The sequence below is a fragment of the Mycobacterium sp. genome (genome assembly GCF_035314905.1).
In the GTDB taxonomy this organism is placed as follows: domain Bacteria; phylum Actinomycetota; class Actinomycetes; order Mycobacteriales; family Mycobacteriaceae; genus Mycobacterium.
The window spans coordinates 1-19,995 of sequence record NZ_DATFYW010000101.1 but is presented as its reverse complement, the minus strand read 5'-3'; the positions used below and the strand labels follow the sequence as shown (position 1 = coordinate 19,995).

The following is a 19,995-nucleotide window of genomic DNA, read 5'->3' as shown; positions in this document are numbered from 1 at the left end:
AGGATATCGCTCACACGCTGCGCAAGCTGCTGACCGGCAATGGCGCAACCGCGTCACGGCCACGCAGCGCGGCGAGCTCCAGCACCACAGCCGCGCGGGTCACGGCCGCGCCGGCGTCATCGAGCAACCGTGCGGTGGCCGCCAAGGTGCCGCCCGTGGCGAGGACATCGTCGATGATCACCACGTTTCGCCCGGCCAGGTCGACGCCTTCGGCCGGGATCTCCAGCGTCGCGGTGCCGTATTCCAGGCTGTAGGTTTCGGTGCGCACCGGTGGCGGTAGCTTGCCGCCCTTGCGGACCGCCAGCACGCCGGTGCCGAGCCGCGTCGCGACCGCGGCACCGAGCAGGAAACCCCGGGCGTCGATGCCGGCCACCAGCTCGGCCCCCGACGAGATCTCGGCCAGCGCCTCGGTGACAGCCGCCAGCCCGTCGGGATCGGCGAGCAGCGGCGTCAGGTCTTTGAACTGGATACCCGGCTCCGGGAAGTCGTGCACCTCCCGGGTCAACGACGCGATCACGTCCGTGATGTCACGAATCATCGGCTCAGCACCCATCGGTCCATGTTCCATCCGGCTCCCCAGCGGGTCGGATTGCTGCTCACGGCATACATTTTCTTCGATGTGACGAGCGTTCGCTGCTGGCGATACAGCGGCAACGTGGGCATGTCGGCCCACAGCACCCCGGCTCCGTCGGAGACGAGCTTGCCGATCTGCTTCGGGTCGTTCGTCACGGCCAGCGTGTTGATGATGTCGTCGACATGCGGGTTGGAGTACCCGGACAGGTTGTTGCCGTTGCCCGTGTGCAGGTCGTAGGCGTCGACCGGCGACGAGCCGCTCGAGCCGCTGCAGGTCGCGCCTCCGGTGCTGGCCAGCAGCGCGTCGATCTGGTTGCCGGTAAGCGCCAACGGCCCGGTGCCCTCAGACGACACATCCTGAACGGTTATCCCCGCCGGCGCGCAGGCGTGGGCGATGGCGCCGACCGCCGCCGCCAGCCTCGCATTCGGCGACTGATACCCGATCCGCACGGTCAGCGGGGCGCCGTTGAACGCGGCGCGGGCGGCGTCGGGGTTGGACTTGGAGAACTGGCCGCCCTCAGCCGCGCTTTCGGCGGCCGCGAACGCGTCGTCGTTGGCCGGGTTGAGCCGCACATCGGCGATCGACACGCCGGCGTTGGCGGCGATCTGGTCGCGCGGCGTGCACAAGGCCATCGCGTGGCGCGCCGGGGGCGCCGCAAGCGGGCCCTGTCCCGAGAAGATGAGCTGCTCGATGCCGTCCGACGGGGAATCGGCGCTCTGGTAGCCGCCGGGCAGGGTCAGCGTCCCCGCCGACCCCGCCGCGACGTCGACCACGTCGAACGAACCCTTGTTGACGCGGTCGCCGATGTCGGCGCTGCGCGGCCATACGACGATTCGCTTGGTGATCGGTTTGGACCCCCACCAGCGATCGTTGGCGACCAGCACGACCGAGCCGTCGGATTGCACCGAGTCCAGCTTGTAGGGCCCCGATGACGGGAAGTGCCTGGCGTCGATGCCGGGTTTGAGGTCCCACGTGCTGTTCCAGAGCGTGGCGATCTTCGCCACCGTCGGCGCGTCGTTGTTCTGCAGTGCGCCGGTGACGTCGACGCCGAGCTCGTCGGCGATGACGTGGGACGGCATCATCGACGTGGCGGTGAACAACTGCGCGTAGTCGGCGAACGGCCGGTCCGCGGCGAACGTCACGCGGGCCTTTTTCTGTCCCGGCAGGCAGTCGATCGACGCGATGTCGCTGTAGCCCGCGCGGCTGGCGGCGTCGAAACCCGGGAGGCGGCCCGACTGCGCGGCCCACGCCAGCACCATGTCGTCGCAGGTGATGGGCTTGCCGTCGGAGTAGACCGCGTTGTCGGCGATTTGATAGTCGAGCAGCAGGGGTTCGCGCCCGACCACCGAGACGGTGCCGAAGTCGTGATCGCCGACGATCTGGCCGTCCGGCCCGTGATAGCCGAACCCGGTCAGCACCCGGGCGAACGCCTGCGGCACCGACGACGCCGCGCCCACAACGGTGTTCGCGTTGTACGTGCTGACCGTCCCCTCGACGGCGTAGTTGATCTGCTCGGCGGCGTTGCCGGAGCAGGCGGTCAATCCGAACGGGGCGAGGAACAGTGCGACGGCCGCCGCGACGACGACTGCGGGCGGGCGCCGAAAACCCATTGGCCTAACGCCGCCGGGTGTTCCGCTTGCCCGATGGTCGTCCAGTGCGGCTGGTGGACGGCCGGACCGGCCGCGCGCCGGGCGCCGGCTTGCCTGCCAGCGCGGCGACCGGCTCGGCGAGCTCGTCGTCCTCGTCAGGCCCGATGTCGTCGTCGGCCGCGGCCGTGGTCGCCTCGGCCGGTTTGCGCCGCCGCATCACCCGTCGGGTGTGGGTGCGGACCAGGTCGGTGCGCTCACGCAGCGTCACCAGCAACGGGGTGGCGAAGAAGATCGACGAGTAGGTGCCGACGAGAATGCCTACCAGCATCACCAGCGCGAGGTCCTTCAGCGTGCCGACCCCGAGCAGCCACACCGCGACGATCATCAGTGACACCACCGGAATCACCGAGATCAGGCTGGTGTTGATCGACCGCATGAATGTCTGGTTGACCGCGAGGTTGGCCTGCTCGGCGAAGGTGCGCCGGGTGGTGTGTTGGAACCCGCGCGTGTTCTCCTCGACCTTGTCGAACACGATCACGGTGTCGTAGAGCGAGAAGCCGAGGATGGTCAACAGCCCGATCACCGTGGCCGGGCTCACTTCGAACCCGACCAGCGAATACACCCCGGCCGTGGTGAGCAGGTCGAAGCACAGCGCGCACAACGCGGAGATGGCCATGTACCGCTCGTAGCGCACCGTGATGTAGAGCCCGACGAGCACGAGGAACACCACCAGCGCGATCACGGCCTTCTTGGTGATCTGGCCGCCCCACGTCGACGACACCGCCGAGTCGCTGATCGCCTGCGCGCTTGGTTTCCCGTCCGCGCCTTTGGGCTGGAACGTCTTGAACAACGCGTCGCGCAGCTTGGCGCTCTGGTCGTTGGACAGCGTCTCCGACCGGATCTGCACCGTCGCCGAGCTGCCGTTGCCGACCATCACCACCGACTCGGGGTCGTGACCCAGGGCCTGGTGATAGACGTCGGTGACCTGCTCGACGGTGGCGTCCCCGCGCGGGAACGACATCGTGGTGCCGCCCTTGAAGTCGACGCCGAACGTGAACCCGCGGATCGCGATGCTGGCGATGGCGATTACGACGATTATTCCGCTGATGGTGAACCAGACTCGCCGCCGCCCGATGACGTTGAATGCGCCGGTGCCGGTGTAGAGGCGGGTGAAGAATCCGTGCCGCGGCAGCGCCGACGATTCGCCGCCCTCGTCCACCGCCGTGGATTGGGGCGTCGCGGCGGTGGACACTATGTCGCGGGAAGGCCTTCCCGTCGTCTCGGATGTCTTTCCTGAAGCCATTGGCTACCCCTGCTCCATCGCATGCGCGGCGCGTCGTTCCCTCGCGATCTGCTGCACCGCGCCCAGCCCGTTCAAGGCCGGTCTGGCCAGCAGTGTCGACTTCGACGCCAAGTACACCAGCGGCCAGGTCACCAGGAACACGATTACCGTGTCGAGCAGTGTGGTCAGGCCGAGGGTGAACGCGAAGCCCCTCACCTCGCCGATGGCCAGGAAGTACAGCACGGCGGCGGCCAGGAAGCTCACCGCGTTGCCCGACAGGATCGTCTTACGGGCCCGTACCCATCCTCTCGGCACCGCCGATCGGAACGAGCGGCCTTCGCGTATCTCGTCCTTGATGCGTTCGAAGAACACCACGAATGAGTCCGCGGTGGTCCCGATGCCGATGATCAGACCCGCGATGCCGGCCAGGTCGAGGGTGTAGTTGATGTAGCGGCCCAATAGCACCAGGATCGCGAACACCATTGCGCCCGAAGCGACAAGCGACAGGCCGATCAGGAAGCCTAACGCGCGGTAATAGAACAGCGAATACAGCAGCACCAGAGCCAGACCGATGGCGCCGGCGATCAGGCCTGCGCGCAGCGACGTCAGACCCAGGGTGGCCGAGACGGTTTCGGCCTGCGACGACTCGAAGGACAGTGGCAGCGAGCCGTACTTCAACACATTCGCCAGGTCGCCGGCCTGCGCGGCGGTGAAATTGCCGGTGATCTGGGTACGGCCGCCGGGGATGGCCTCCTGGATCTCGGGTGCGCTGACGACCTGCGAGTCGAGGACGAAAGCGGTCTGTGTGCCGACGTGTGCGGCGGTGAAGTCGGCCCACGTCGTCGCGGCAGCGCCCTTGAACTTGAGCTCTACCACATTCTGGGCGGTCTGCTGGTTGAAACCCGAACTTGCGCTGTCGATGTCCTCACCACTGATGATCGACTTGTCCAGCAGATACACCTGCTTGTGGTCGGTTGAACATGTGACCAGAGGCAGGTTGGGGTCGTCGTTGCCGGCAAGCACGTCGTCCTGATTGCAGCGAGTGCTCTCGTACTGCAGCGCGAGGATCTCCATGGTCTGGTCGGTGCTCTGGCGCAGTTCCTTCTCGGCCGAGATCCGCTGTGCGAGATCCTCGCGGGAGCCCGGTGCGGGCGCAGGGGGCGCAGGTGCGGGCGCAGCCGCAGGCGGTGTGGGTGCCGGCGGAGCCGGCTGCGGCGTGCTCGGATCCGGGGTCGGCTCAGGCTCTTGGGGATACGGACGCGGCTGCGCGGGAGGCGGCGCAGGTTCGCTGCTGGGTGCCGACTCCCCGGTGGGAGCCGGTTCGCCGGGCGGTTGCCCGCCGGGCGCCGGCGGCGCCGGCGGCGAACCGGGCGGTGCCTCGGCCGGCAACGGCGCAGGGGGCTGACCCGGCGGCTGGCCCGCTGGCGGCTGCTGCGCAGGCTGTGCCGACTGTACCGGCATCGCGTGGATCACCGGCCGGATGTAAAGACGCGCCGTCTGACCCAGGTTGCGCGCTTCGCTGCTATCGCTGCCGGGCACGGTGATCACGATGTTGTCGCCGTCGACGACGACCTCGGATCCCGACACTCCCAGCCCGTTGACGCGCGCGCTGATGATCTGCTGCGCCTGGGCCAACGCTTCGCGGGTCGGCGCCGAGCCGTCCGGCGTGCGAGCCGTCAGCGTCACGCGTGTCCCGCCCTGCAGGTCGATGCCCAGCTTGGGCTTGGCCTGCTTGTTCCCGGTGAGGAACATCAACAGGTACACGCCGACGAGCAGCACCAGGAAAACGGTCAGGTAGCGGGCAGGATGCACCGGCGGCGAAGACGATGCCACGTTCTTAGGGTCTCCTCGAGTTCGGTTCGTCTACACCGGCAGAGCCTACGTGCCGGCGGGCTTGGCTCAGTCCTGGGTCAGGCGGCCCGGTTCGCCGGTCGCGTCGCTGTCGTCGAGTTCCGCGGTGGTCGCGGGCTCGTCGACGGCGTCGGTCTCCGGCTCGATCCGGTCCCGAATGGCCAGCTTCATCCAGGTGGTCACCACCCCGGGTGCGATCTCCAGGTCGACGGTGTCGTCGGTGATGCCGGCGATGGTGGCCTGCAGCCCGGATGTGGTGTGCACCCGGTCCCCGACCCGTAGCGATTCGTGCAGGTCGATGGTGGCCTGCATCGCGCGCTTTTGGCGTCGCGACGCGAAGTACATGAACGCTCCGAGGATGACCAGGAGCGGCAAGAAGACGAACAGGTCCATAGCAGCGATGTCTTTCTGGTTCAGGCAGGTCAAAGCCCCCGGTATGTCGTTGTATGGGGGCCTCGCAACAGACCAGTGTGCCACTTCCTCCACAGGGGGCGGCGAAGTGCGGCCCCTCGACGGGCGCCGGGCTGGTGATCGGGGTCATTCCGGAGCCTTGACCACGCATCCGTAAGCTGGTATGAACGGTAAGTGCCAACTTACGGAGAGGTGCTGGATTCTTTGGCCGATCCGATGCGACGGCAGATCGTCGACCTGGTCCGCGCGAAGCCGTCGTCGGTGCAGGAACTGGCCGATCAACTGCCGATAAGCCGGCCCGCCGTTTCGCAACACCTGAAGATCTTGAAAGAAGCCGGCATCGTCGCGTCGGAGCCGGTCGGCACCCGACGCGTCTACACCGTCACGACCGACGGCTTCGAGGTGCTCCGCCAGTGGCTCGATGTCATGTGGCGCGACGCGTTGGGGTCGTTCGCAGATTTCACCGAAAGCACAAAACCCGTCGACCGAGGAGAGCCGTCATGACCATCAGCACAGACGTCCGTCGCGAAATCACCGTGCCGGGCACGCCGGAGCGCGTGTGGGACCTTTTCACCAACCACATGGCGCAGTGGTGGCCGTCTGACCATCACCTGGCGGCGTCGCCCGTCGTGGCGATGACCGTTGAACCCCACGTGGGCGGCCGGGTCTACGACAGCTGTGAGGACGGCAGCCAGTCGGTTTGGGGCCTGGTCACCGATTGGGAACCGCCGTCGCGGTTCGGGTTCGCATGGATGCTCGACGGCACATGGCAACTGGAAACCGATCCGGAGAAGGCGTCACGGGTGTCGATCTTGTTCATGGCTGACGGCGAGAACACGCGGGTGGTTCTGGTCCACAGCGAATTCTGGCGACTGGGCGACGGCGGACAGGGAATGGCCGACGCGGTCGGATCGCCCGATGGCTGGCAGCTTGGCCTGCAGCGCTTCGCCGATTTCGCGGGGGCTTAGCACACAAGTCGCCGATCCGGGGGCATCGGGATTCCGATCGCGAAGCGGGTGTCCGTGAGTTACTTTGTCTGCGATGAACGCGCCTGCTGCTGGTGTTCCCGGGGCTGATGTGAGGGATGCTCGGGGCGCTGATCGCCGCCAGGCCGAGTACTTCCGGTCCGTGCTGCACGAGCGTTACCTGGAGCTGGTCGACAAGATCGCCGGCCATCGGCGGCTGGTGATCAAGTATCAGAATCGCGACGAATTGTCCGAGGCGAGCCGGATGCGCCGGATCCTCCGCGACGAGGAGCACGAACGCGAGACCCTGCGACGCCTCATCGAAGCACTGCATGCGCGGTTTTTCGACGATGCAGCCGTCGAGGGTGCGGCGCCTCTGGTTACCGTCAGCCCGCTGTAGATCCGGTGAGGGCCGCGGCCGGCGCTCGTCGATCAATGTCCGGTCGCGGCCTCACTGTTGCGCGTCCAGCGACAGCAGGAGCTTGCCGGTGTTCTCGCCGCGGAAGAGCTTCAGCAGTGTGTCGGGAAAGTCGGCGACGTCGCCGCGCACGATGTCCTCCCGCGAGCGCAGCTCGCCGCTGCGCCACCATTTCGCAAGTTGTGCAACACCTTCCGGGTACCGATTGGCATAGTCGAAGATCACGAAACCCGTCATCGACGCACGGGCGACCAGTAGCTGCATGTAGTTCGCCGGTCCGCGCGGTGCCTCGGTGGCGTTGTATTGCGAAACCGCACCGCACAGGACAACCCGGGCACCGCGCGCAAGGCGGGCAAGCGCCGCCTCCAATGCCTCGCCACCGACGTTGTCGAAGAAGACGTCGACGCCGTCGGGCGCGTGGGCCTTGAGCTGTGCACGTAGGTCACCGGCGGCGTGGTCGATCGCCGCGTCGAACCCGAGCTCGTCGACCAGCCAGCGGCACTTCTCCCGGCCTCCTGCGATACCGACCACGCGGCAACCCTTGATCCGCGCGATCTGCCCGGCGACGCTGCCGACCGAACCAGCGGCGCCCGACACGACTACGGTCTGGCCCGCCTCCGGTCGCCCGATATCCATCAGCCCGAAATATGCTGTGAGACCGCTGATTCCGAGTACGCTCAGATGAACCGGGGCGGGCGCCAGCGTGGTGTCCACGTGGGTCGTCTCCGATCCGTCGGAAACGGCGTAGCGCTGCACCCCGAAGGTCCCGTACACGTGCTCGCCGACACTGAAATCCCGATGACGGGAATCGACCACCCGTCCGATGCCGGCGGCCCGCATGACCTCGCCGATCTCAACCGGCGGCACATACGAGCGGCCGGCGTTCATCCACGAGCGCATTGCCGGGTCGATGGACAGATATTCGACGCGCACCAGAAACTGGCCGTCTCGGGGACCTTCGACCGGCCCGTCGACCAGCTCCCAGTCGCCGGGCGTGGGCAGGCCGGTCGGCCTTGCGGCCAGACGGCATTGACGATTGAGCTCGGTCATGGTCGCTCTCCTGTTCAGTGTGAGGACACCGCCGTGGCAGCGCGCATCGTCGCTTCGCCACCTGGGTCTTGGGCGGTCGACGGAACCACCGCGACGCTGTCGGCGCCGGCGTCGTGGTAGACCCTCAACCGCGCCGCGATCCGCTCGGGGGAGCCCAGGGCGCCGACCTTGTCGAGCAGCTCCACTGGGACGGCGTCGGCCAGCTCCCGACGCCGGACCCCGGCGCGGGCCCGGCGCACGATATCGCCGAAACCCAGCTCGCAGAACATCTCGCCGTAGCCGGGCGGACTCAGGTACACGGCGAGCTGGGCGGCCAGCTGCCGCAGTGCCGGCTCCCCGGGGTCGAGTGCTGCGGGGACCCACACGGTCAGGCGCGGCGGCCGCCGACCCGCCGCCGCGGCTTCGGCATCGACGGCCGCACGGGCAACGGCAACCCGTTCCGGCGGCACGAGGTTCAAAACCACCTCGTCGGCGTGCCGAGCGGCGACCCGAAGCATCGCGGGCCCGAAAGCGCCCACGGCGATCCCGATTTCGGGCCGCGGGGCGCGCAGCCGGAAGCCGTGGCTGCGGACGTGCACGCCGGTGAAGTCCACGCGATCCCCAACGAGGATCGAGCGGACACACTCGATGGTTTCCCGCATGCGCGCCGCGGTGTGCGCCCACGCGCGGTCGTGCCAACCCGCCACGATGGCGGGGCTGGAGGCACCCAGCGCGAGGTCGACCCCGCTTCCGGTCAGCGACGCGACCGACGCCGCACCGAGCGCGAGCGCCACGGGACTGCGAACCCCGACCGGAAGCGGGCCGATCTTCAGGCGGATGCCGGGCACACGAACTCCGACGGCCGTGGCCAGCGCAAAGGCGTCATACGTGGCCATTTCGCCGATCCAGACCGCCTCCATCGAGGCGTCTTTCGCCCCCGACGCGACGTCAACCGCTTCCTCGCTGGGCCGGTCGAGCCAAAACGGCAGCGCCGCTTCGATGTGCCGGTTCACAGCATCGAGGAGTCGGCGGGCTGGCCGAGCAGGATGCGCCCCGGCAGTTCGCGGGACGCCTCGTTGACCTGAAAGTGCGCCGTGGCGGTGAAGGCATCACGGAATCGTCGCTGCAGTGAAGAGGTGTCGTAGATCGAACTGCCGCCGCCGAGTTCGTACATCGCGCGCACCACGTCGGCCGACGTCCGCACCGCGTGGGTGGCCGCGAGGCGCAGCCGGTTGCGCGGCGCGACGGGCACCGGTTCGGTGCGCTGGCTGGCCCGCCAGGCCGCATCGATCGCGTCGTAGTACAACGCCCGGGCGGCGTCCAGTGCCGACTGCGCGGTCGCAACTGCCGCCTGGGTCGCCGGGCGCTCGGCGAGCGTCCGGGTCGATCCCAACCCCTTCTTGCCCGCCGCCAGGTCGATCAGGTCGTCGATGGCCGCTTGCGCATTGCCCATCGCCGCCGCCCCGATCGACAGCGCGAAGAATCCGAACGCCGGGAAGCGGTAGAGCGGCCGGTCCACGACCGGGCCGTCGAAAATCGACAACACCCGATCGGTCGGAACGAAGACCTCGTCGGCGACGCAGTCGTGACTACCGGTACCGCGCAGGCCGAGCGTGTGCCAGGTGTCGAGGACCGTGAGGTCGTCCTTGCGCAGCGCCACCACAACGGGTCTGGGTCGGTCGTCCAGCAGGCAGCCTGCGAACATCATGTCGGCGTGCGTTATCCCGCTGCAGAACGCCCACCGACCCGAAACCACGACGCCACCGTCGACCGACCGTGCCACACCCCGCGGCGCCCACACGCCCGCGGCGACGCCGCGGGCGTGGCCGAACAGTTGGTCGCGGCTGGTGGCCGGGAGGTAGCCGACCAGCAGGCTGCTGGTGATCGCGATCGACACGCACCACCCGACCGACGCGTCCCCCCGAGCCAGCGTCTCGGCGCAGCGGAGCGCGGTTCCCGGCGGCAGCTCCAGCGCGCCGACCTCCACAGGCGCGCCGGCGCGAAGCAGCCCCGAGCCGTGAAGGTGCGCAAGGACTTCTTCTGGTAGACGGCGATGTTCGTCGATGAGGTCGGAAGTGCGCCGCGCCGCCTCGGCGATTCGCTCGGCGACCTTTTCGATGTCGGTGACCGCCGGGTCGAGCGTGTCCGTCGGGTTCATGGTTCAACGACGTTACCACTTATGGTTCATTTACTAAACCAGTACAATCCTTGAACCATGGCGCCTGATCTCTCGCACCGCTTCGAGGCCGAGTCCGTGGCCCGGACCCTTGATCTGGTCGGCGAGCGCTGGACCCTGCTCATCCTGCGCGAGGCGTTCTTCGGGGTGCGCCGCTTCGGGCAGTTCACCCGCAACCTGAACATTTCGCGCCCGACACTGTCGGCACGGTTGCGGACGCTGGTCGACGCCGGCCTGCTCGAGCGAGTCTTGTATTCCAGCGACCCGGAGCGCCACGAGTACCGCCTCACCGACGCCGGTCGTGACCTCTTTGCCGCGATCGTGACCCTGATGCAGTGGGGCGACGAGCATCTCCCCCACCCCGACGGACCGCCAATCGTGTTGCGCCACAATTCCTGTGGGCAGATCGCCGAACCGCAATTGACGTGTCGCCGGTGCGGCGGCGAGATCGGGGTACGCGATGTCACGCCCGAGCCCGGGCCGGGATTTCGTCCGTCGCACGAATCCGCTTGAGCGCATCGGATGCGAACGGGCGTGCAGAATGGCCCGATGGAACTCGACGAGGCGCTTCGCACCACCGGCGCGATCCGTGAATTCACCGATGAACCCGTCGACGATGCGGCGCTGGCACGAATCCTCGACACCGCGCGATTTGCGCCCAGCGGCGGCAACGCGCAGGCGTGGCGTGTCGTGGTCATCAAGGACCGGTGGGTGCGCCGGCGGCTTCGGGACCTGTATCTGGCAGGGTGGCGAGACTACCTGGCCATGGCGGCAGCCGGCCTGCGGCCATGGTCGCCGGTCAACGACCGGCAGGCCGAGGCGGACGCCTTGGCAGCAGCCGACGGCGCCGGCGGTGGCGACGGTTTCGCCGAGCACCTCGACGAATCCCCTGTCCTGCTTGCGGTCTACGCCGACCTGTCGAAGCTGGCGGCGGTCGACCGCGATGCGACCCGCTACTCGTTCGCCGGGGGCGCGTCCATCTATCCGTTCGCGTGGAGCATCCTGTTGGCCGCCCGCGCCGAAGGGCTGGGCGGCGTCGTCACCACGATGGCGATCCGGGATGAGGCGAACGTCAACGCGCTGCTCGGCGCCGCCGAACCGCTGGCGCTCGCGGCGGTGATCGCGTTGGGCCATCCCGTTCGTCAGCCGCGGCGACTGCGGCGGGCGCCGGTCGGGGAGTTCACCACGATCGACCGCATCGACGGCCCCACTTTCGACGGGGGCGCCGACTAGGCTCGTCCTACGACGTTAGGGAGAACCCGTGAGCACTCTCGAACAGAGCCGTCTGCTTGTCACCGAGATCCCCGGCCCCCGCTCGCTCGAGCTGATCAACCGCAAGGCCGCCGCGGTGGCCCGCGGGGTCGGCAACACGATGCCGGTTTATGCCGCGCGGGCAGGCGGCGGGATCGTCGAGGATGTCGACGGCAACCGGCTGATCGATCTGGGCTCCGGCATCGCGGTCACCACGGTCGGCAACGCCGCCCCCAGGGTCGTCGATGCGGTTCGCGCGCAAGTCGCCGACTTCACCCACACCTGCTTCATGATCACGCCGTACGAGGAGTACGTCGCGGTCGCCGAGCAGCTCAACCGGCTCACCCCGGTCGCGGGCGAAAAACGTTCCGCGCTGTTCAATTCCGGGGCCGAAGCAGTCGAGAACGCCGTCAAGATCGCACGCACGTATACCCACAAGAGCGCCGTTGTCGCCTTCGACCACGCCTATCACGGCCGCACCAACCTGACAATGGCGATGACCGCGAAGTCGATGCCGTACAAGAGCGGGTTCGGCCCGTTCGCGCCGGAGGTCTATCGCGCGCCGTTGTCCTACCCGTACCGCGATGCCCAACTCAACAAGGAGCTGGCCACCGACGGTGAATTGGCCGCCCGCAGAGCAATTTCCATCATCGACAAGACCGTCGGCGCCGACAACCTCGCGGCCATCGTGATCGAACCGATCCAGGGTGAGGGCGGCTTCATCGTGCCGGCCGACGGATTCCTTCCCGCGTTGCTTGGGTGGTGCCGCACGAACGACGTGGTTTTCATCGCCGACGAGGTGCAGACCGGCTTCGCGCGAAGCGGGCGGTGGTTCGCCTGCGAGCACGAGGGCATCGAGCCGGACCTGATCGTCACCGCGAAGGGCATCGCCGACGGACTGCCGCTGTCGGCGGTGACCGGCGGGGCAGAGATGATGGACGCCCCACACGCCAGCGGCCTCGGCGGCACCTTCGGTGGCAACCCGGTCGCCTGCGCCGCGGCACTGGCCACCATCGAGACGATCGAGGCCGAGGGACTGCTGGCGCGCGCAGCCGAAATCGAGCACCTGATGAAAGACCGGCTGGGCCGGATGCAGGCCGAGGACGACCGGATCGGCGACGTGCGCGGTCGCGGTGCGATGATCGCCGTCGAGCTGGTCCGCTCCGGCACGGGCGACCCCGACCCCGATCTGACCCGCGCGCTGGCCGCCCGCGCGCATGCCGCCGGCGTCATCGTGCTCACCTGCGGCACCTACAACAACGTGCTGCGTTTCCTGCCGCCGCTGCCGATCAGCGACGAGCTACTCCTCGAAGGCCTCGACGTTCTCGCCTTGATCCTCGCGGACCTCTGAAGAAGGGGTTGGCCGTTGTTGCCTATGGGGCAGCGGTCGTTGTGTGGCGGCGACGGCCGAACAGGCCGCCCCAACGGTGCCGCGGCTCCGCTTCGGGCGCCTCGTCTGGCGGCGTCGCATCGGCGACCGGCTCGCCCGGCGCCGTTGCCTCGGTCGGCGCGGGCGCGGGCTCGCCCGCCCGCTCCGGCGGCACTGCCACAGCGGCGACCCGGAGCTGCGCGTACCGGATGTCCCGCAGGCTGCGAACCGACAGCCGGCCCAGGGCGAGCGCGCCGAGGAACACGATCACCACACCGAGGCCGGAGAAGTACGCGATCTCCAGCACCGCCCGCTTCCAGTCGACAGACGCGACCGGCGAGCCGGCGTCGCCTATACCCAGCGATCCGGCGAACGCGCGACCGACGACGAACCACGCACCGGCGAGCACCGACAGCCAGCCACCCAACATCGCGGTCGCACGGTTGCGCGACCCCAGCAGCAGCAACCCTCCGGCCATCGTGGCCGCCCCGGGCAACACCTCCAGCCAGCCGCGCGCGGTGGTCCACGTCCATTCCTGATCGGGCGTGTAAGCGAAGTGGAAGTACGGCCCGACGAACGGGATGAGCCCACCCCACACGCCGAGCAGAATCAGCAGAAATCCGCTCGCCGCGCCACGGCTGCGGGGCATGTCCAGCCTGCCGCGCGCGGGTCCTCCGGTGTCCAAGTCGTTCATGACGCCTCCTTACCGACCGGGGCCGATTACCCATGATCTGCGGCGACGTAAACCTCCCGCCTAGCGCACGAGACCGACCGTGAGCAGGACAATCGCGAGCACGGGACATGCGCCCTGGGTGATCGCCGCACGTGCCTTGTCAGGTGACGACACCATGAGCACCGCCGCCGCCAGCGCCATCGAGCCGGTACCGGCGTAGACCAGCGCGGCGCCGACCGCCGTGAAACCGAGCGCGACGGCCACGATCCCGACAGCGGTGATGATCGCCAGGAAGAGGTTGTAGAAGCCTTGGTTGAGGGCGAGCAATTTGGTGGTGGCCGCCTCCTCCTGGCTGGTGCCGAAAATGGCGCGTGTTCGCGGCGCGGTCCACAGCAGCGACTCGAGTACGAAGATGTAAACGTGTACGCCGGCAGCGAGGCCGGCGAAGATCAATCCCGCGACGACCATCGGTGTCAAACCGCCTCCCTCATCTAGTCGAAAAGCCCCGGCTGCCCCAGTCCGGTGACCCCGCTCGGTGGCGCAAGACCCAGGTGGGTCCACGCCAGCGCGGTCGCAACCCGACCCCGTGGTGTGCGCGCGATCATCCCGGCGCGAACCAGGAACGGCTCGCACACCTCCTCGACCGTCGTTGCCTCCTCCCCGACGGCGACGGCGAGCGTTGACACCCCGACCGGGCCGCCGCCGAAGCTGCGGGTCAACGCGGTCAGCACCGCACGGTCCAGCCGGTCGAGGCCGAGCTCGTCGACGTCGTAGACCTCCAGGGCGGCCTTGGCGACGTCGCGAGTGATCACCCCGTCGGCGCGTACCTCGGCGTAGTCGCGCACTCGTCGCAGCAGCCGGTTGGCGATGCGGGGTGTACCGCGGGAGCGCCGGGCGATTTCGGCACCGGCTTCGCCCCCGAGCTCGATGCCGAGGATGCCCGCCGAGCGGGCCAGCACCCGCTCCAGTTCGGCCGGCTCATAGAAGTCCATGTGGGCGGTGAAGCCGAACCGGTCGCGCAGCGGACCGGTCAGCGCGCCGGAGCGTGTGGTCGCGCCGACGAGGGTGAACGGCGCGACTTCGAGCGGAATCGATGTGGCGCCAGGCCCTTTCCCGACGACGACGTCGACGCGGAAGTCCTCCATCGCCAGGTAGAGCATCTCTTCGGCGGGCCGCGCGATGCGGTGGATCTCGTCGATGAACAGCACGTCATGCTCCACCAGGTTGGAGAGCATCGCGGCCAGGTCGCCGGCCCGTTCCAGCGCGGGTCCCGACGTCACCCGCAGCGAGCTCCCGAGTTCGGCCGCGATGATCATCGCCAGCGACGTCTTGCCCAGGCCCGGGGGGCCCGACAGCAATATGTGGTCGGGTGTGCTCCCGCGGTTCTTGGCGCCCTGGATCACCAACTGCAGCTGCTCGCGGACCCGGGGCTGCCCGATGAACTCCTGAAGCGAGCGGGGCCGCAGGCTGGCGTCGATGTCGCCCTCGCCGACCGTCAACGCCGCCGACACCTCACGTTCGTCGGGCTCGTCCGCTTCGAACCTGCTCATTTTGGCTTCCCAAGCAGCGACAGCGCCGCGCGCAGGGCGGTGCTCGTCGTCGCTGCGTCATCGCTCGCCAGCACTCTGTCGGTGGCCTCCTCGGCCTGCTTGACGGCAAATCCGAGCCCCACCAGGGCTTCCACGACAGGACCGCGCACCGAATGACCGTTGACGGCAGGCGCACTTGCCGTGGCGGCAACGGGGCCCACCTTGTCGCGCAGTTCCAGCACCATGCGTTCGGCGCTGCGCTTACCGATGCCGGGCACGCGGGTGAGCGCGGTGACGTCGCCGCCGGCCAGCGCCTGGCGGAGGGCGGACGCCTCGTGCACGGCCAGCGTCGCCATGGCGAGCCGCGGCCCGACCCCGGAGACTGACAGCAGCGTTTGGAAAAGGTCACGCGAATCGGCGTCGACGAACCCGTACAGCGTCATCGAGTCCTCGCGCACGATCATCGCGGTGACGAGCCTGGCTTCCGTGCCGCGACGCAGCGTGGCTAGCGTCGACGGCGTCGCGTTGATCCGGTAGCCGACGCCGGACGCCTCGATGACGACGTGGTCGAGTGCCACATCGAGGACGTCCCCGCGGATCGAGGCAATCACGTGGCGCTCCGTGACATCCGGTCGGGCGCCGCCTTCAACTTCGCCTTGAACTTCTTGCGCTGCGCGCCGGCCACGGCCTCGGCCTCTGCCATCCGGGCCAGCATCGGCGCGCGCCAGCAGTGGCAGATCGCCAGGGCAAGCGCGTCGGCCGCGTCTGCGGGTGTGGGTTTGGCTTGCAGTGCAAGGATTTTGGTGACCATCGCGGTGACCTGTGCTTTGTCCGCGCCGCCGCTACCGGTGACCGCCGCCTTCACCTCACTCGGCGTGTGGAACTGCACGTCGATGTCGCGGCGGGCGGCGGCCACGGCGATCACGCCGCCGGCCTGGGCGGTGCCCATGACCGTTGACACGTTCTGCTGGGAGAACACCCTCTCGATCGCGATGACATCGGGCCTGTGCGTGTCCATCCAGTATTCGACGGCGTCGCTGATCGCCAGGAGTCGCCGATGCAGCGGTAGATCCGCCTGTGTGCGTACCACGTCGACGTCGAGAGCGGTGACCCGCCGGCCACGACCGCCTTCGACGACCGATAACCCGCAGCGGGTCAGTCCCGGGTCGACACCCATGACACGCACGCGACACCTTTCACGAACAGTTGTTCGAGAGCCTAGCGGCCGCGCGCGACCTCGTCCGGCACGACACGCGGCAGCAGCCCGACTCCGCGGAACGTCGGCTCGGGATCGGCTGGCCGCCCGCGGCTAGCCCGCGTCGAGCTCAGCCAGCACTTCATCGGGGAGGTCGGCGTTGGTGTAGACGTCCTGGACGTCGTCACTTTCCTCCAGCGCATCGACGAGCTTGAGCACCTTGCGCGCTGCGTCCGCGTCCACCGGCACCATGACTGACGGTTGGAAGCCGGCCTCCGCGGAGTCGTAGTCGATGCCGGCGTCCTGCAGCGCCGAGCGCACGGCGACCAGGTCGGACGGCTCCGAGATCACCTCGAAGGCGTCGCCGAGATCGTTGACGTCTTCGGCGCCGGCGTCCAGCACGGCGGCCAGCACGTCGTCCTCGGACAAGCCGTTCTTCTCCAGCGTGACGACGCCCTTGCGGCTGAACAGGTATGCCACCGAGCCGGGGTCGGCCATGCTGCCCCCGTTTCGGGTCATCGCCACTCGCACCTCGCCGGCGGCGCGGTTGCGGTTGTCGGTCAGGCACTCGACCAGCACCGCGACGCCGCTGGGGCCGTAGCCCTCGTAGGTGATCGTCTGCCAGTCGGCGCCGCCGGCTTCCTCCCCCGCGCCGCGCTTGCGGGCCCGCTCGATGTTCTCGTTGGGAACCGAGCTCTTCTTGGCCTTCTGGATCGCGTCGTAGAGGGTGGGGTTGCCCCCCGGGTCGCCGCCACCGACGCGCGCGGCAACTTCGATGTTCTTGATCAACCGGGCGAACATCTTGCCGCGGCGTGCGTCGACGACGGCCTTCTTGTGCTTGGTGGTGGCCCACTTGGAATGGCCGCTCATCCGGTACTACCTCGTCTTTCTCCCACAACTCGGGTAACCCGACGAGTCTACGTGGGCGATTCGGCGCGGCCGGTGACGATGTCGACGAACAACCTGTGCACGCGGCGATCGCCCGTGATCTCCGGGTGAAACGCCGTGGCCAGCATCGGGCCTTGACGCACGGCCACAACATGATCGGCCGCCCTGGCGAGCACGTGCACGCCCTCCCCCACCCGTTCGACCCACGGCGCCCTGATGAACACGGCGTGCACCGGCGAGTCCAGCCCATCGAACGGTATGTCGCCTTCGAACGAGTCGACCTGGCGCCCGAACGCGTTGCGCCGCACTGTCATATCGATGCCGCGCAACGGGACGGCCTGGCGTCCGTCGGCGCCGGCGTCGACGATTTCGGTGGCCAGCAGAATCATCCCTGCGCACGACCCGTATACCGGCATCCGGTCGGACACCCGCTGGCGCAGCGGGTCGAGCAACTCGAACTCGCGCAGAAGGTGGCTCATCGTCGTCGACTCGCCCCCGGGGATCACAAGCGCGTCGACGGCGTCGAGCTCCTTGCGGCGGCGCACCGTGGTCGCATCGGCGCCGGCCTCCCGCAGCGCCGCCAGGTGCTCGCGGGTGTCCCCCTGCAGGGCCAGCACACCGATTCGCGGCGTGCTCACCCCGGAGCCGGCGGTTTGTGGTCGCGCGGGAACCGCGTCAGACCTTCCTGCACGACGGCTGCGACCATGCGGCCGCCGCGGTCGAAGATCTTGCCTTGCGTCAACGCGCGTCCGCCGCTTGCCGACGGCGAGGACTGGTCGTAGAGCAGCCACTCGTCGGCGCGGAACGGGCGCAGAAACCACAGCGCGTGATCAAGCGACGCCACCTGCAGATGCTCACGCTCGCCCTTGTGAATGACCTGCGCCGAGCCCAGCAGCGTGAGGTCGCTCATATATGCCAGTGCGCAGATGTGCAGCACCGGGTCGTCGGGCAACGGATCGCGGTGGCGGAACCACACCTGCTGCTGGGAAGCCTTGCCCGGGATCGGCTCCAGCATTTCGCGCGGCACGATCCGCACATCCCATTCCGCGAATTGGCGAAATACGTCGCTTTCGAGATAGTGCGTGGACCGAACTTCGGGAATCTCCTCCGGCCCCGGCGCCGGCGGCATGTCGTCCTGGTGCTCGATGCCGTGCTGCTCGGTCTGGAAGGACGCCGACATGGAGAAGATCGTTTCGCCGTGCTGGATCGCATTGACACGCCGCGTGGAGAACGAGCCGCCGTCGCGTACTCGCTCGACGAGGAAGACCGTGCGCATCTGAGGGTCTCCGGGCCGCAGGAAATAGCCGTGCAGCGAGTGCACGTGATAGCGCTCGTCAACCGTGCGTGCCGCCGACACCAGCGATTGGCCGGCGACGTGGCCGCCGAACGTGCGGTTCCGGATGCCTGAGCCGGTGCTGGCGACGCTGCCACGAAAGATGTTGATCTCGAGCTGTTCGAGATCAAGAATCTCTTCGATTGCCATGCGGGATGTTTACCAGCCCCGTTCGGCCAGCCGATGCGGGGCCGCGATCTCCTCCACGTTTATCCCCACCATGGGCTCGCCCAGGCCGCGTGACACCCGCGCCAACACGTCGGGGTCGTCGTAGAAGGTGGTGGCCTTGACGATCGCCGCCGCGCGCTGGGCCGGGTCGCCGGACTTGAAAATGCCGGAGCCGACGAACACGCCCTCGGCGCCGAGCTGCATCATCATCGCGGCGTCTGCCGGGGTGGCGATGCCGCCGGCGGTGAACAGCGTCACCGGAAGCTTGCCCGCCCGCGCCACCTCGACGACGAGCTCATGGGGCGCCTGCAGTTCCTTGGCGGCGACGTAGAGTTCGTCGTCGGACAGCGACGTCAGGCGCCGGATCTCGCCGCCGATGGCGCGCATGTGGGTGGTGGCGTTGGACACGTCGCCGGTGCCTGCTTCGCCTTTCGAGCGGATCATCGCCGCCCCTTCGGTAATGCGGCGCAGCGCCTCACCGAGGTTGGTGGCGCCGCACACGAATGGCACCGTGAACTTCCACTTGTCGATGTGGTGGGTGTAATCCGCCGGGGTCAGCACCTCGGACTCGTCGATGTAGTCCACGCCGAGGCTCTGCAGGATCTGGGCTTCGACGAAGTGCCCGATCCGCGCCTTGGCCATCACCGGGATCGTGACCGCGGACATGATCGCCTCGATCATGTCGGGATCGCTCATCCGCGAGACGCCGCCCTGGGCCCGGATGTCGGCGGGCACCCGCTCGAGCGCCATCACCGCCACGGCACCCGCGCCCTCGGCGATGCGGGCCTGCTCCGGAGTGACGACGTCCATGATCACGCCGCCCTTGAGCATTTCGGCCATTCCGCGCTTGACCCGCGCGGTTCCGGTCTGCCCCGACCCGTTCGGGTGAGCCGCGGTGTCCACTGTTGCCCCTCTTGTCGGTAATGCCTGGTACCGACCCAGTCTAGTGGGTGGGCGCCAACCGATTTCTCACGCGATGATCGCGTGCGCGAACAGCATCACACCCGGTGGACAGCAGGGCTTATGTATGTCAACATACATAACACGTTGAGATCCGCGCGAAGGGACGCTGACGGATGGCAAGTCCGCGTGAGCGCATGGTGATATCGGCCGCACTGCTGATCCGGGAACGCGGTGCGCACCCGACCGCGATCGCCGACGTGCTCGAGCACAGCGGCGCACCTCGGGGATCGGCGTATCACTATTTCCCTGGCGGCCGCACGCAACTGTTATGTGAGGCCGTCGATTACGCGGGCGACTATGTCGCCGCGAAGATCACGACGGGGCAGCGAGG

The 19,995-nt window shown here is 68.3% G+C and carries 24 protein-coding genes; 7 read left to right on the top strand and 17 right to left on the bottom strand.

Translation table 11 applies throughout. The features are described from left to right. Positions 1-10: 10 nt before the first annotated feature. From VKG81_RS08620 to yajC, 5 genes are all read right to left on the bottom strand, one after another. Positions 11-535: an adenine phosphoribosyltransferase gene (locus VKG81_RS08620; protein WP_324395513.1), complete on the bottom strand. Its 525-nt coding sequence runs from the start codon at positions 533-535 to the stop codon at positions 11-13. Continuing rightward, positions 535-2,184, bottom strand: a complete 1,650-nt coding sequence (locus VKG81_RS08615) for an ABC transporter substrate-binding protein (protein ID WP_324395479.1) — start codon at positions 2,182-2,184, stop codon at positions 535-537. Before VKG81_RS08615 ends, VKG81_RS08620 begins: the two co-directional genes overlap by 1 nt. 4 nt (positions 2,185-2,188) lie before the next feature. Further along, positions 2,189-3,466, bottom strand: coding sequence for a protein translocase subunit SecF (gene secF / locus VKG81_RS08610; protein WP_324395477.1), 1,278 nt, complete (start codon positions 3,464-3,466; stop codon positions 2,189-2,191). A 3-nt stretch (positions 3,467-3,469) separates the two neighbouring features. Continuing rightward, the gene (gene secD, locus VKG81_RS08605; RefSeq protein ID WP_324395475.1) at positions 3,470-5,278 is read right to left on the bottom strand and encodes a protein translocase subunit SecD; all 1,809 of its coding nucleotides are present in this window, start codon (positions 5,276-5,278) and stop codon (positions 3,470-3,472) included. A gap of 66 nt (positions 5,279-5,344) precedes the next feature. After that, the gene (yajC, locus tag VKG81_RS08600; RefSeq protein WP_324395473.1) at positions 5,345-5,689 is read right to left on the bottom strand and encodes a preprotein translocase subunit YajC; all 345 of its coding nucleotides are present in this window, start codon (positions 5,687-5,689) and stop codon (positions 5,345-5,347) included. Positions 5,690-5,881: 192 nt separating this feature from the next. On the opposite strand from yajC, the gene VKG81_RS08595 reads away from it, so the two are divergent. The 3 genes from VKG81_RS08595 (at position 5,882) to VKG81_RS08585 (ending at position 7,072) form a co-directional block, all read left to right on the top strand. Continuing rightward, complete coding sequence (locus VKG81_RS08595) at positions 5,882-6,211, top strand: metalloregulator ArsR/SmtB family transcription factor (protein WP_324395471.1); 330 nt, start codon at positions 5,882-5,884, stop codon at positions 6,209-6,211. Further along, positions 6,208-6,675, top strand: a complete 468-nt coding sequence (locus tag VKG81_RS08590; RefSeq protein WP_324395469.1) for an SRPBCC family protein — start codon at positions 6,208-6,210, stop codon at positions 6,673-6,675. The genes VKG81_RS08595 and VKG81_RS08590 overlap by 4 nt, the downstream gene beginning before the upstream one ends. A gap of 73 nt (positions 6,676-6,748) precedes the next feature. Further along, positions 6,749-7,072, top strand: coding sequence for a hypothetical protein (locus tag VKG81_RS08585; protein ID WP_324395467.1), 324 nt, complete (start codon positions 6,749-6,751; stop codon positions 7,070-7,072). Between the two features lie 51 nt (positions 7,073-7,123). Here the strand turns inward: VKG81_RS08585 and VKG81_RS08580 are convergent, their stop codons facing one another. From VKG81_RS08580 to VKG81_RS08570, 3 genes are read right to left on the bottom strand one after another with little or no spacing between them, the layout of a single operon-like run. Next, positions 7,124-8,140, bottom strand: coding sequence for an NADP-dependent oxidoreductase (locus VKG81_RS08580; protein WP_324395465.1), 1,017 nt, complete (start codon positions 8,138-8,140; stop codon positions 7,124-7,126). 14 nt (positions 8,141-8,154) lie between these two features. Beyond that, positions 8,155-9,132, bottom strand: a complete 978-nt coding sequence (locus VKG81_RS08575) for an LLM class F420-dependent oxidoreductase (protein ID WP_324395463.1) — start codon at positions 9,130-9,132, stop codon at positions 8,155-8,157. After that, the gene (locus tag VKG81_RS08570) at positions 9,129-10,277 is read right to left on the bottom strand and encodes an acyl-CoA dehydrogenase family protein (RefSeq protein WP_324395461.1); all 1,149 of its coding nucleotides are present in this window, start codon (positions 10,275-10,277) and stop codon (positions 9,129-9,131) included. The genes VKG81_RS08575 and VKG81_RS08570 overlap by 4 nt, the downstream gene beginning before the upstream one ends. Before the next feature lie 57 nt (positions 10,278-10,334). Here VKG81_RS08570 and VKG81_RS08565 point away from each other — a divergent pair, with 57 nt between their 5' ends. The 3 genes from VKG81_RS08565 to gabT are packed head-to-tail and all read left to right on the top strand — an operon-like array spanning position 10,335 to position 12,897. Further along, positions 10,335-10,808, top strand: coding sequence for a helix-turn-helix domain-containing protein (locus tag VKG81_RS08565; RefSeq protein ID WP_324395459.1), 474 nt, complete (start codon positions 10,335-10,337; stop codon positions 10,806-10,808). Between the two features lie 36 nt (positions 10,809-10,844). Then, complete coding sequence (locus VKG81_RS08560) at positions 10,845-11,528, top strand: nitroreductase family protein (RefSeq protein WP_324395457.1); 684 nt, start codon at positions 10,845-10,847, stop codon at positions 11,526-11,528. A 28-nt stretch (positions 11,529-11,556) separates the two neighbouring features. Beyond that, positions 11,557-12,897 carry a 4-aminobutyrate--2-oxoglutarate transaminase gene (gene gabT, locus VKG81_RS08555; protein ID WP_324395455.1) on the top strand — a complete coding sequence of 447 codons (1,341 nt, stop codon included), beginning with the start codon at positions 11,557-11,559 and terminating at the stop codon, positions 12,895-12,897. 22 nt (positions 12,898-12,919) lie between these two features. Here gabT and VKG81_RS08550 read toward each other — a convergent pair whose 3' ends face one another. From VKG81_RS08550 to pdxS, 9 genes are all read right to left on the bottom strand, one after another. Then, complete coding sequence (locus VKG81_RS08550) at positions 12,920-13,609, bottom strand: hypothetical protein (RefSeq protein ID WP_324395453.1); 690 nt, start codon at positions 13,607-13,609, stop codon at positions 12,920-12,922. 60 nt (positions 13,610-13,669) lie between these two features. Continuing rightward, on the bottom strand, positions 13,670-14,056 hold the full coding sequence (locus VKG81_RS08545) for a DUF1304 domain-containing protein (RefSeq protein WP_324395511.1): 387 nt from the start codon (positions 14,054-14,056) through the stop codon (positions 13,670-13,672). 23 nt (positions 14,057-14,079) lie between these two features. Then, positions 14,080-15,138 carry a Holliday junction branch migration DNA helicase RuvB gene (gene ruvB / locus VKG81_RS08540; protein WP_324395451.1) on the bottom strand — a complete coding sequence of 353 codons (1,059 nt, stop codon included), beginning with the start codon at positions 15,136-15,138 and terminating at the stop codon, positions 14,080-14,082. Next, positions 15,135-15,728 (bottom strand): Holliday junction branch migration protein RuvA, encoded by a 594-nt coding sequence (gene ruvA, locus VKG81_RS08535; protein WP_324395449.1) that lies wholly within the window; start codon positions 15,726-15,728, stop codon positions 15,135-15,137. Before ruvA ends, ruvB begins: the two co-directional genes overlap by 4 nt. Then, positions 15,725-16,303, bottom strand: coding sequence for a crossover junction endodeoxyribonuclease RuvC (gene ruvC / locus VKG81_RS08530; protein ID WP_324395447.1), 579 nt, complete (start codon positions 16,301-16,303; stop codon positions 15,725-15,727). Before ruvC ends, ruvA begins: the two co-directional genes overlap by 4 nt. 123 nt (positions 16,304-16,426) lie before the next feature. Further along, complete coding sequence (locus tag VKG81_RS08525; protein ID WP_324395445.1) at positions 16,427-17,182, bottom strand: YebC/PmpR family DNA-binding transcriptional regulator; 756 nt, start codon at positions 17,180-17,182, stop codon at positions 16,427-16,429. A 47-nt stretch (positions 17,183-17,229) separates the two neighbouring features. After that, positions 17,230-17,838: a pyridoxal 5'-phosphate synthase glutaminase subunit PdxT gene (pdxT, locus tag VKG81_RS08520; RefSeq protein WP_324395444.1), complete on the bottom strand. Its 609-nt coding sequence runs from the start codon at positions 17,836-17,838 to the stop codon at positions 17,230-17,232. Further along, positions 17,835-18,683 (bottom strand): acyl-CoA thioesterase II, encoded by an 849-nt coding sequence (gene tesB, locus VKG81_RS08515; protein ID WP_324395441.1) that lies wholly within the window; start codon positions 18,681-18,683, stop codon positions 17,835-17,837. Before tesB ends, pdxT begins: the two co-directional genes overlap by 4 nt. Positions 18,684-18,692: 9 nt before the next feature. After that, a complete protein-coding gene (pdxS, locus tag VKG81_RS08510) occupies positions 18,693-19,604 on the bottom strand; it encodes a pyridoxal 5'-phosphate synthase lyase subunit PdxS (protein ID WP_324395439.1) in 912 nt (303 codons plus the stop codon). Between the two features lie 173 nt (positions 19,605-19,777). Between pdxS and VKG81_RS08505 the strand changes: the two genes are divergently transcribed. Further along, positions 19,778-19,995 (top strand): TetR/AcrR family transcriptional regulator (locus tag VKG81_RS08505; RefSeq protein ID WP_324395437.1); only part of this gene is annotated, 218 nt, incomplete at its 3' end.

What these genes read in the sequence shown, in the direction of transcription:
- VKG81_RS08615 (WP_324395479.1), bottom strand. Translation starts at nt 2,184, where the DNA reads ATGGGTTTTCGGCGCCCGCCCGCAGTCGTCGTCGCGGCGGCCGTCGCA.
- VKG81_RS08545 (WP_324395511.1), bottom strand. Translation starts at nt 14,056, where the DNA reads ATGGTCGTCGCGGGATTGATCTTCGCCGGCCTCGCTGCCGGCGTACAC.
- ruvB (WP_324395451.1), bottom strand. Translation starts at nt 15,138, where the DNA reads ATGAGCAGGTTCGAAGCGGACGAGCCCGACGAACGTGAGGTGTCGGCG.
- secF (WP_324395477.1), bottom strand. Translation starts at nt 3,466, where the DNA reads ATGGCTTCAGGAAAGACATCCGAGACGACGGGAAGGCCTTCCCGCGAC.
- VKG81_RS08570 (WP_324395461.1), bottom strand. Translation starts at nt 10,277, where the DNA reads ATGAACCCGACGGACACGCTCGACCCGGCGGTCACCGACATCGAAAAG.
- yajC (WP_324395473.1), bottom strand. Translation starts at nt 5,689, where the DNA reads ATGGACCTGTTCGTCTTCTTGCCGCTCCTGGTCATCCTCGGAGCGTTC.
- VKG81_RS08560 (WP_324395457.1), top strand. Translation starts at nt 10,845, where the DNA reads ATGGAACTCGACGAGGCGCTTCGCACCACCGGCGCGATCCGTGAATTC.
- VKG81_RS08590 (WP_324395469.1), top strand. Translation starts at nt 6,208, where the DNA reads ATGACCATCAGCACAGACGTCCGTCGCGAAATCACCGTGCCGGGCACG.
- VKG81_RS08565 (WP_324395459.1), top strand. Translation starts at nt 10,335, where the DNA reads ATGGCGCCTGATCTCTCGCACCGCTTCGAGGCCGAGTCCGTGGCCCGG.
- VKG81_RS08585 (WP_324395467.1), top strand. Translation starts at nt 6,749, where the DNA reads ATGAACGCGCCTGCTGCTGGTGTTCCCGGGGCTGATGTGAGGGATGCT.
- tesB (WP_324395441.1), bottom strand. Translation starts at nt 18,683, where the DNA reads ATGGCAATCGAAGAGATTCTTGATCTCGAACAGCTCGAGATCAACATC.
- VKG81_RS08580 (WP_324395465.1), bottom strand. Translation starts at nt 8,140, where the DNA reads ATGACCGAGCTCAATCGTCAATGCCGTCTGGCCGCAAGGCCGACCGGC.
- VKG81_RS08525 (WP_324395445.1), bottom strand. Translation starts at nt 17,182, where the DNA reads ATGAGCGGCCATTCCAAGTGGGCCACCACCAAGCACAAGAAGGCCGTC.
- VKG81_RS08550 (WP_324395453.1), bottom strand. Translation starts at nt 13,609, where the DNA reads ATGAACGACTTGGACACCGGAGGACCCGCGCGCGGCAGGCTGGACATG.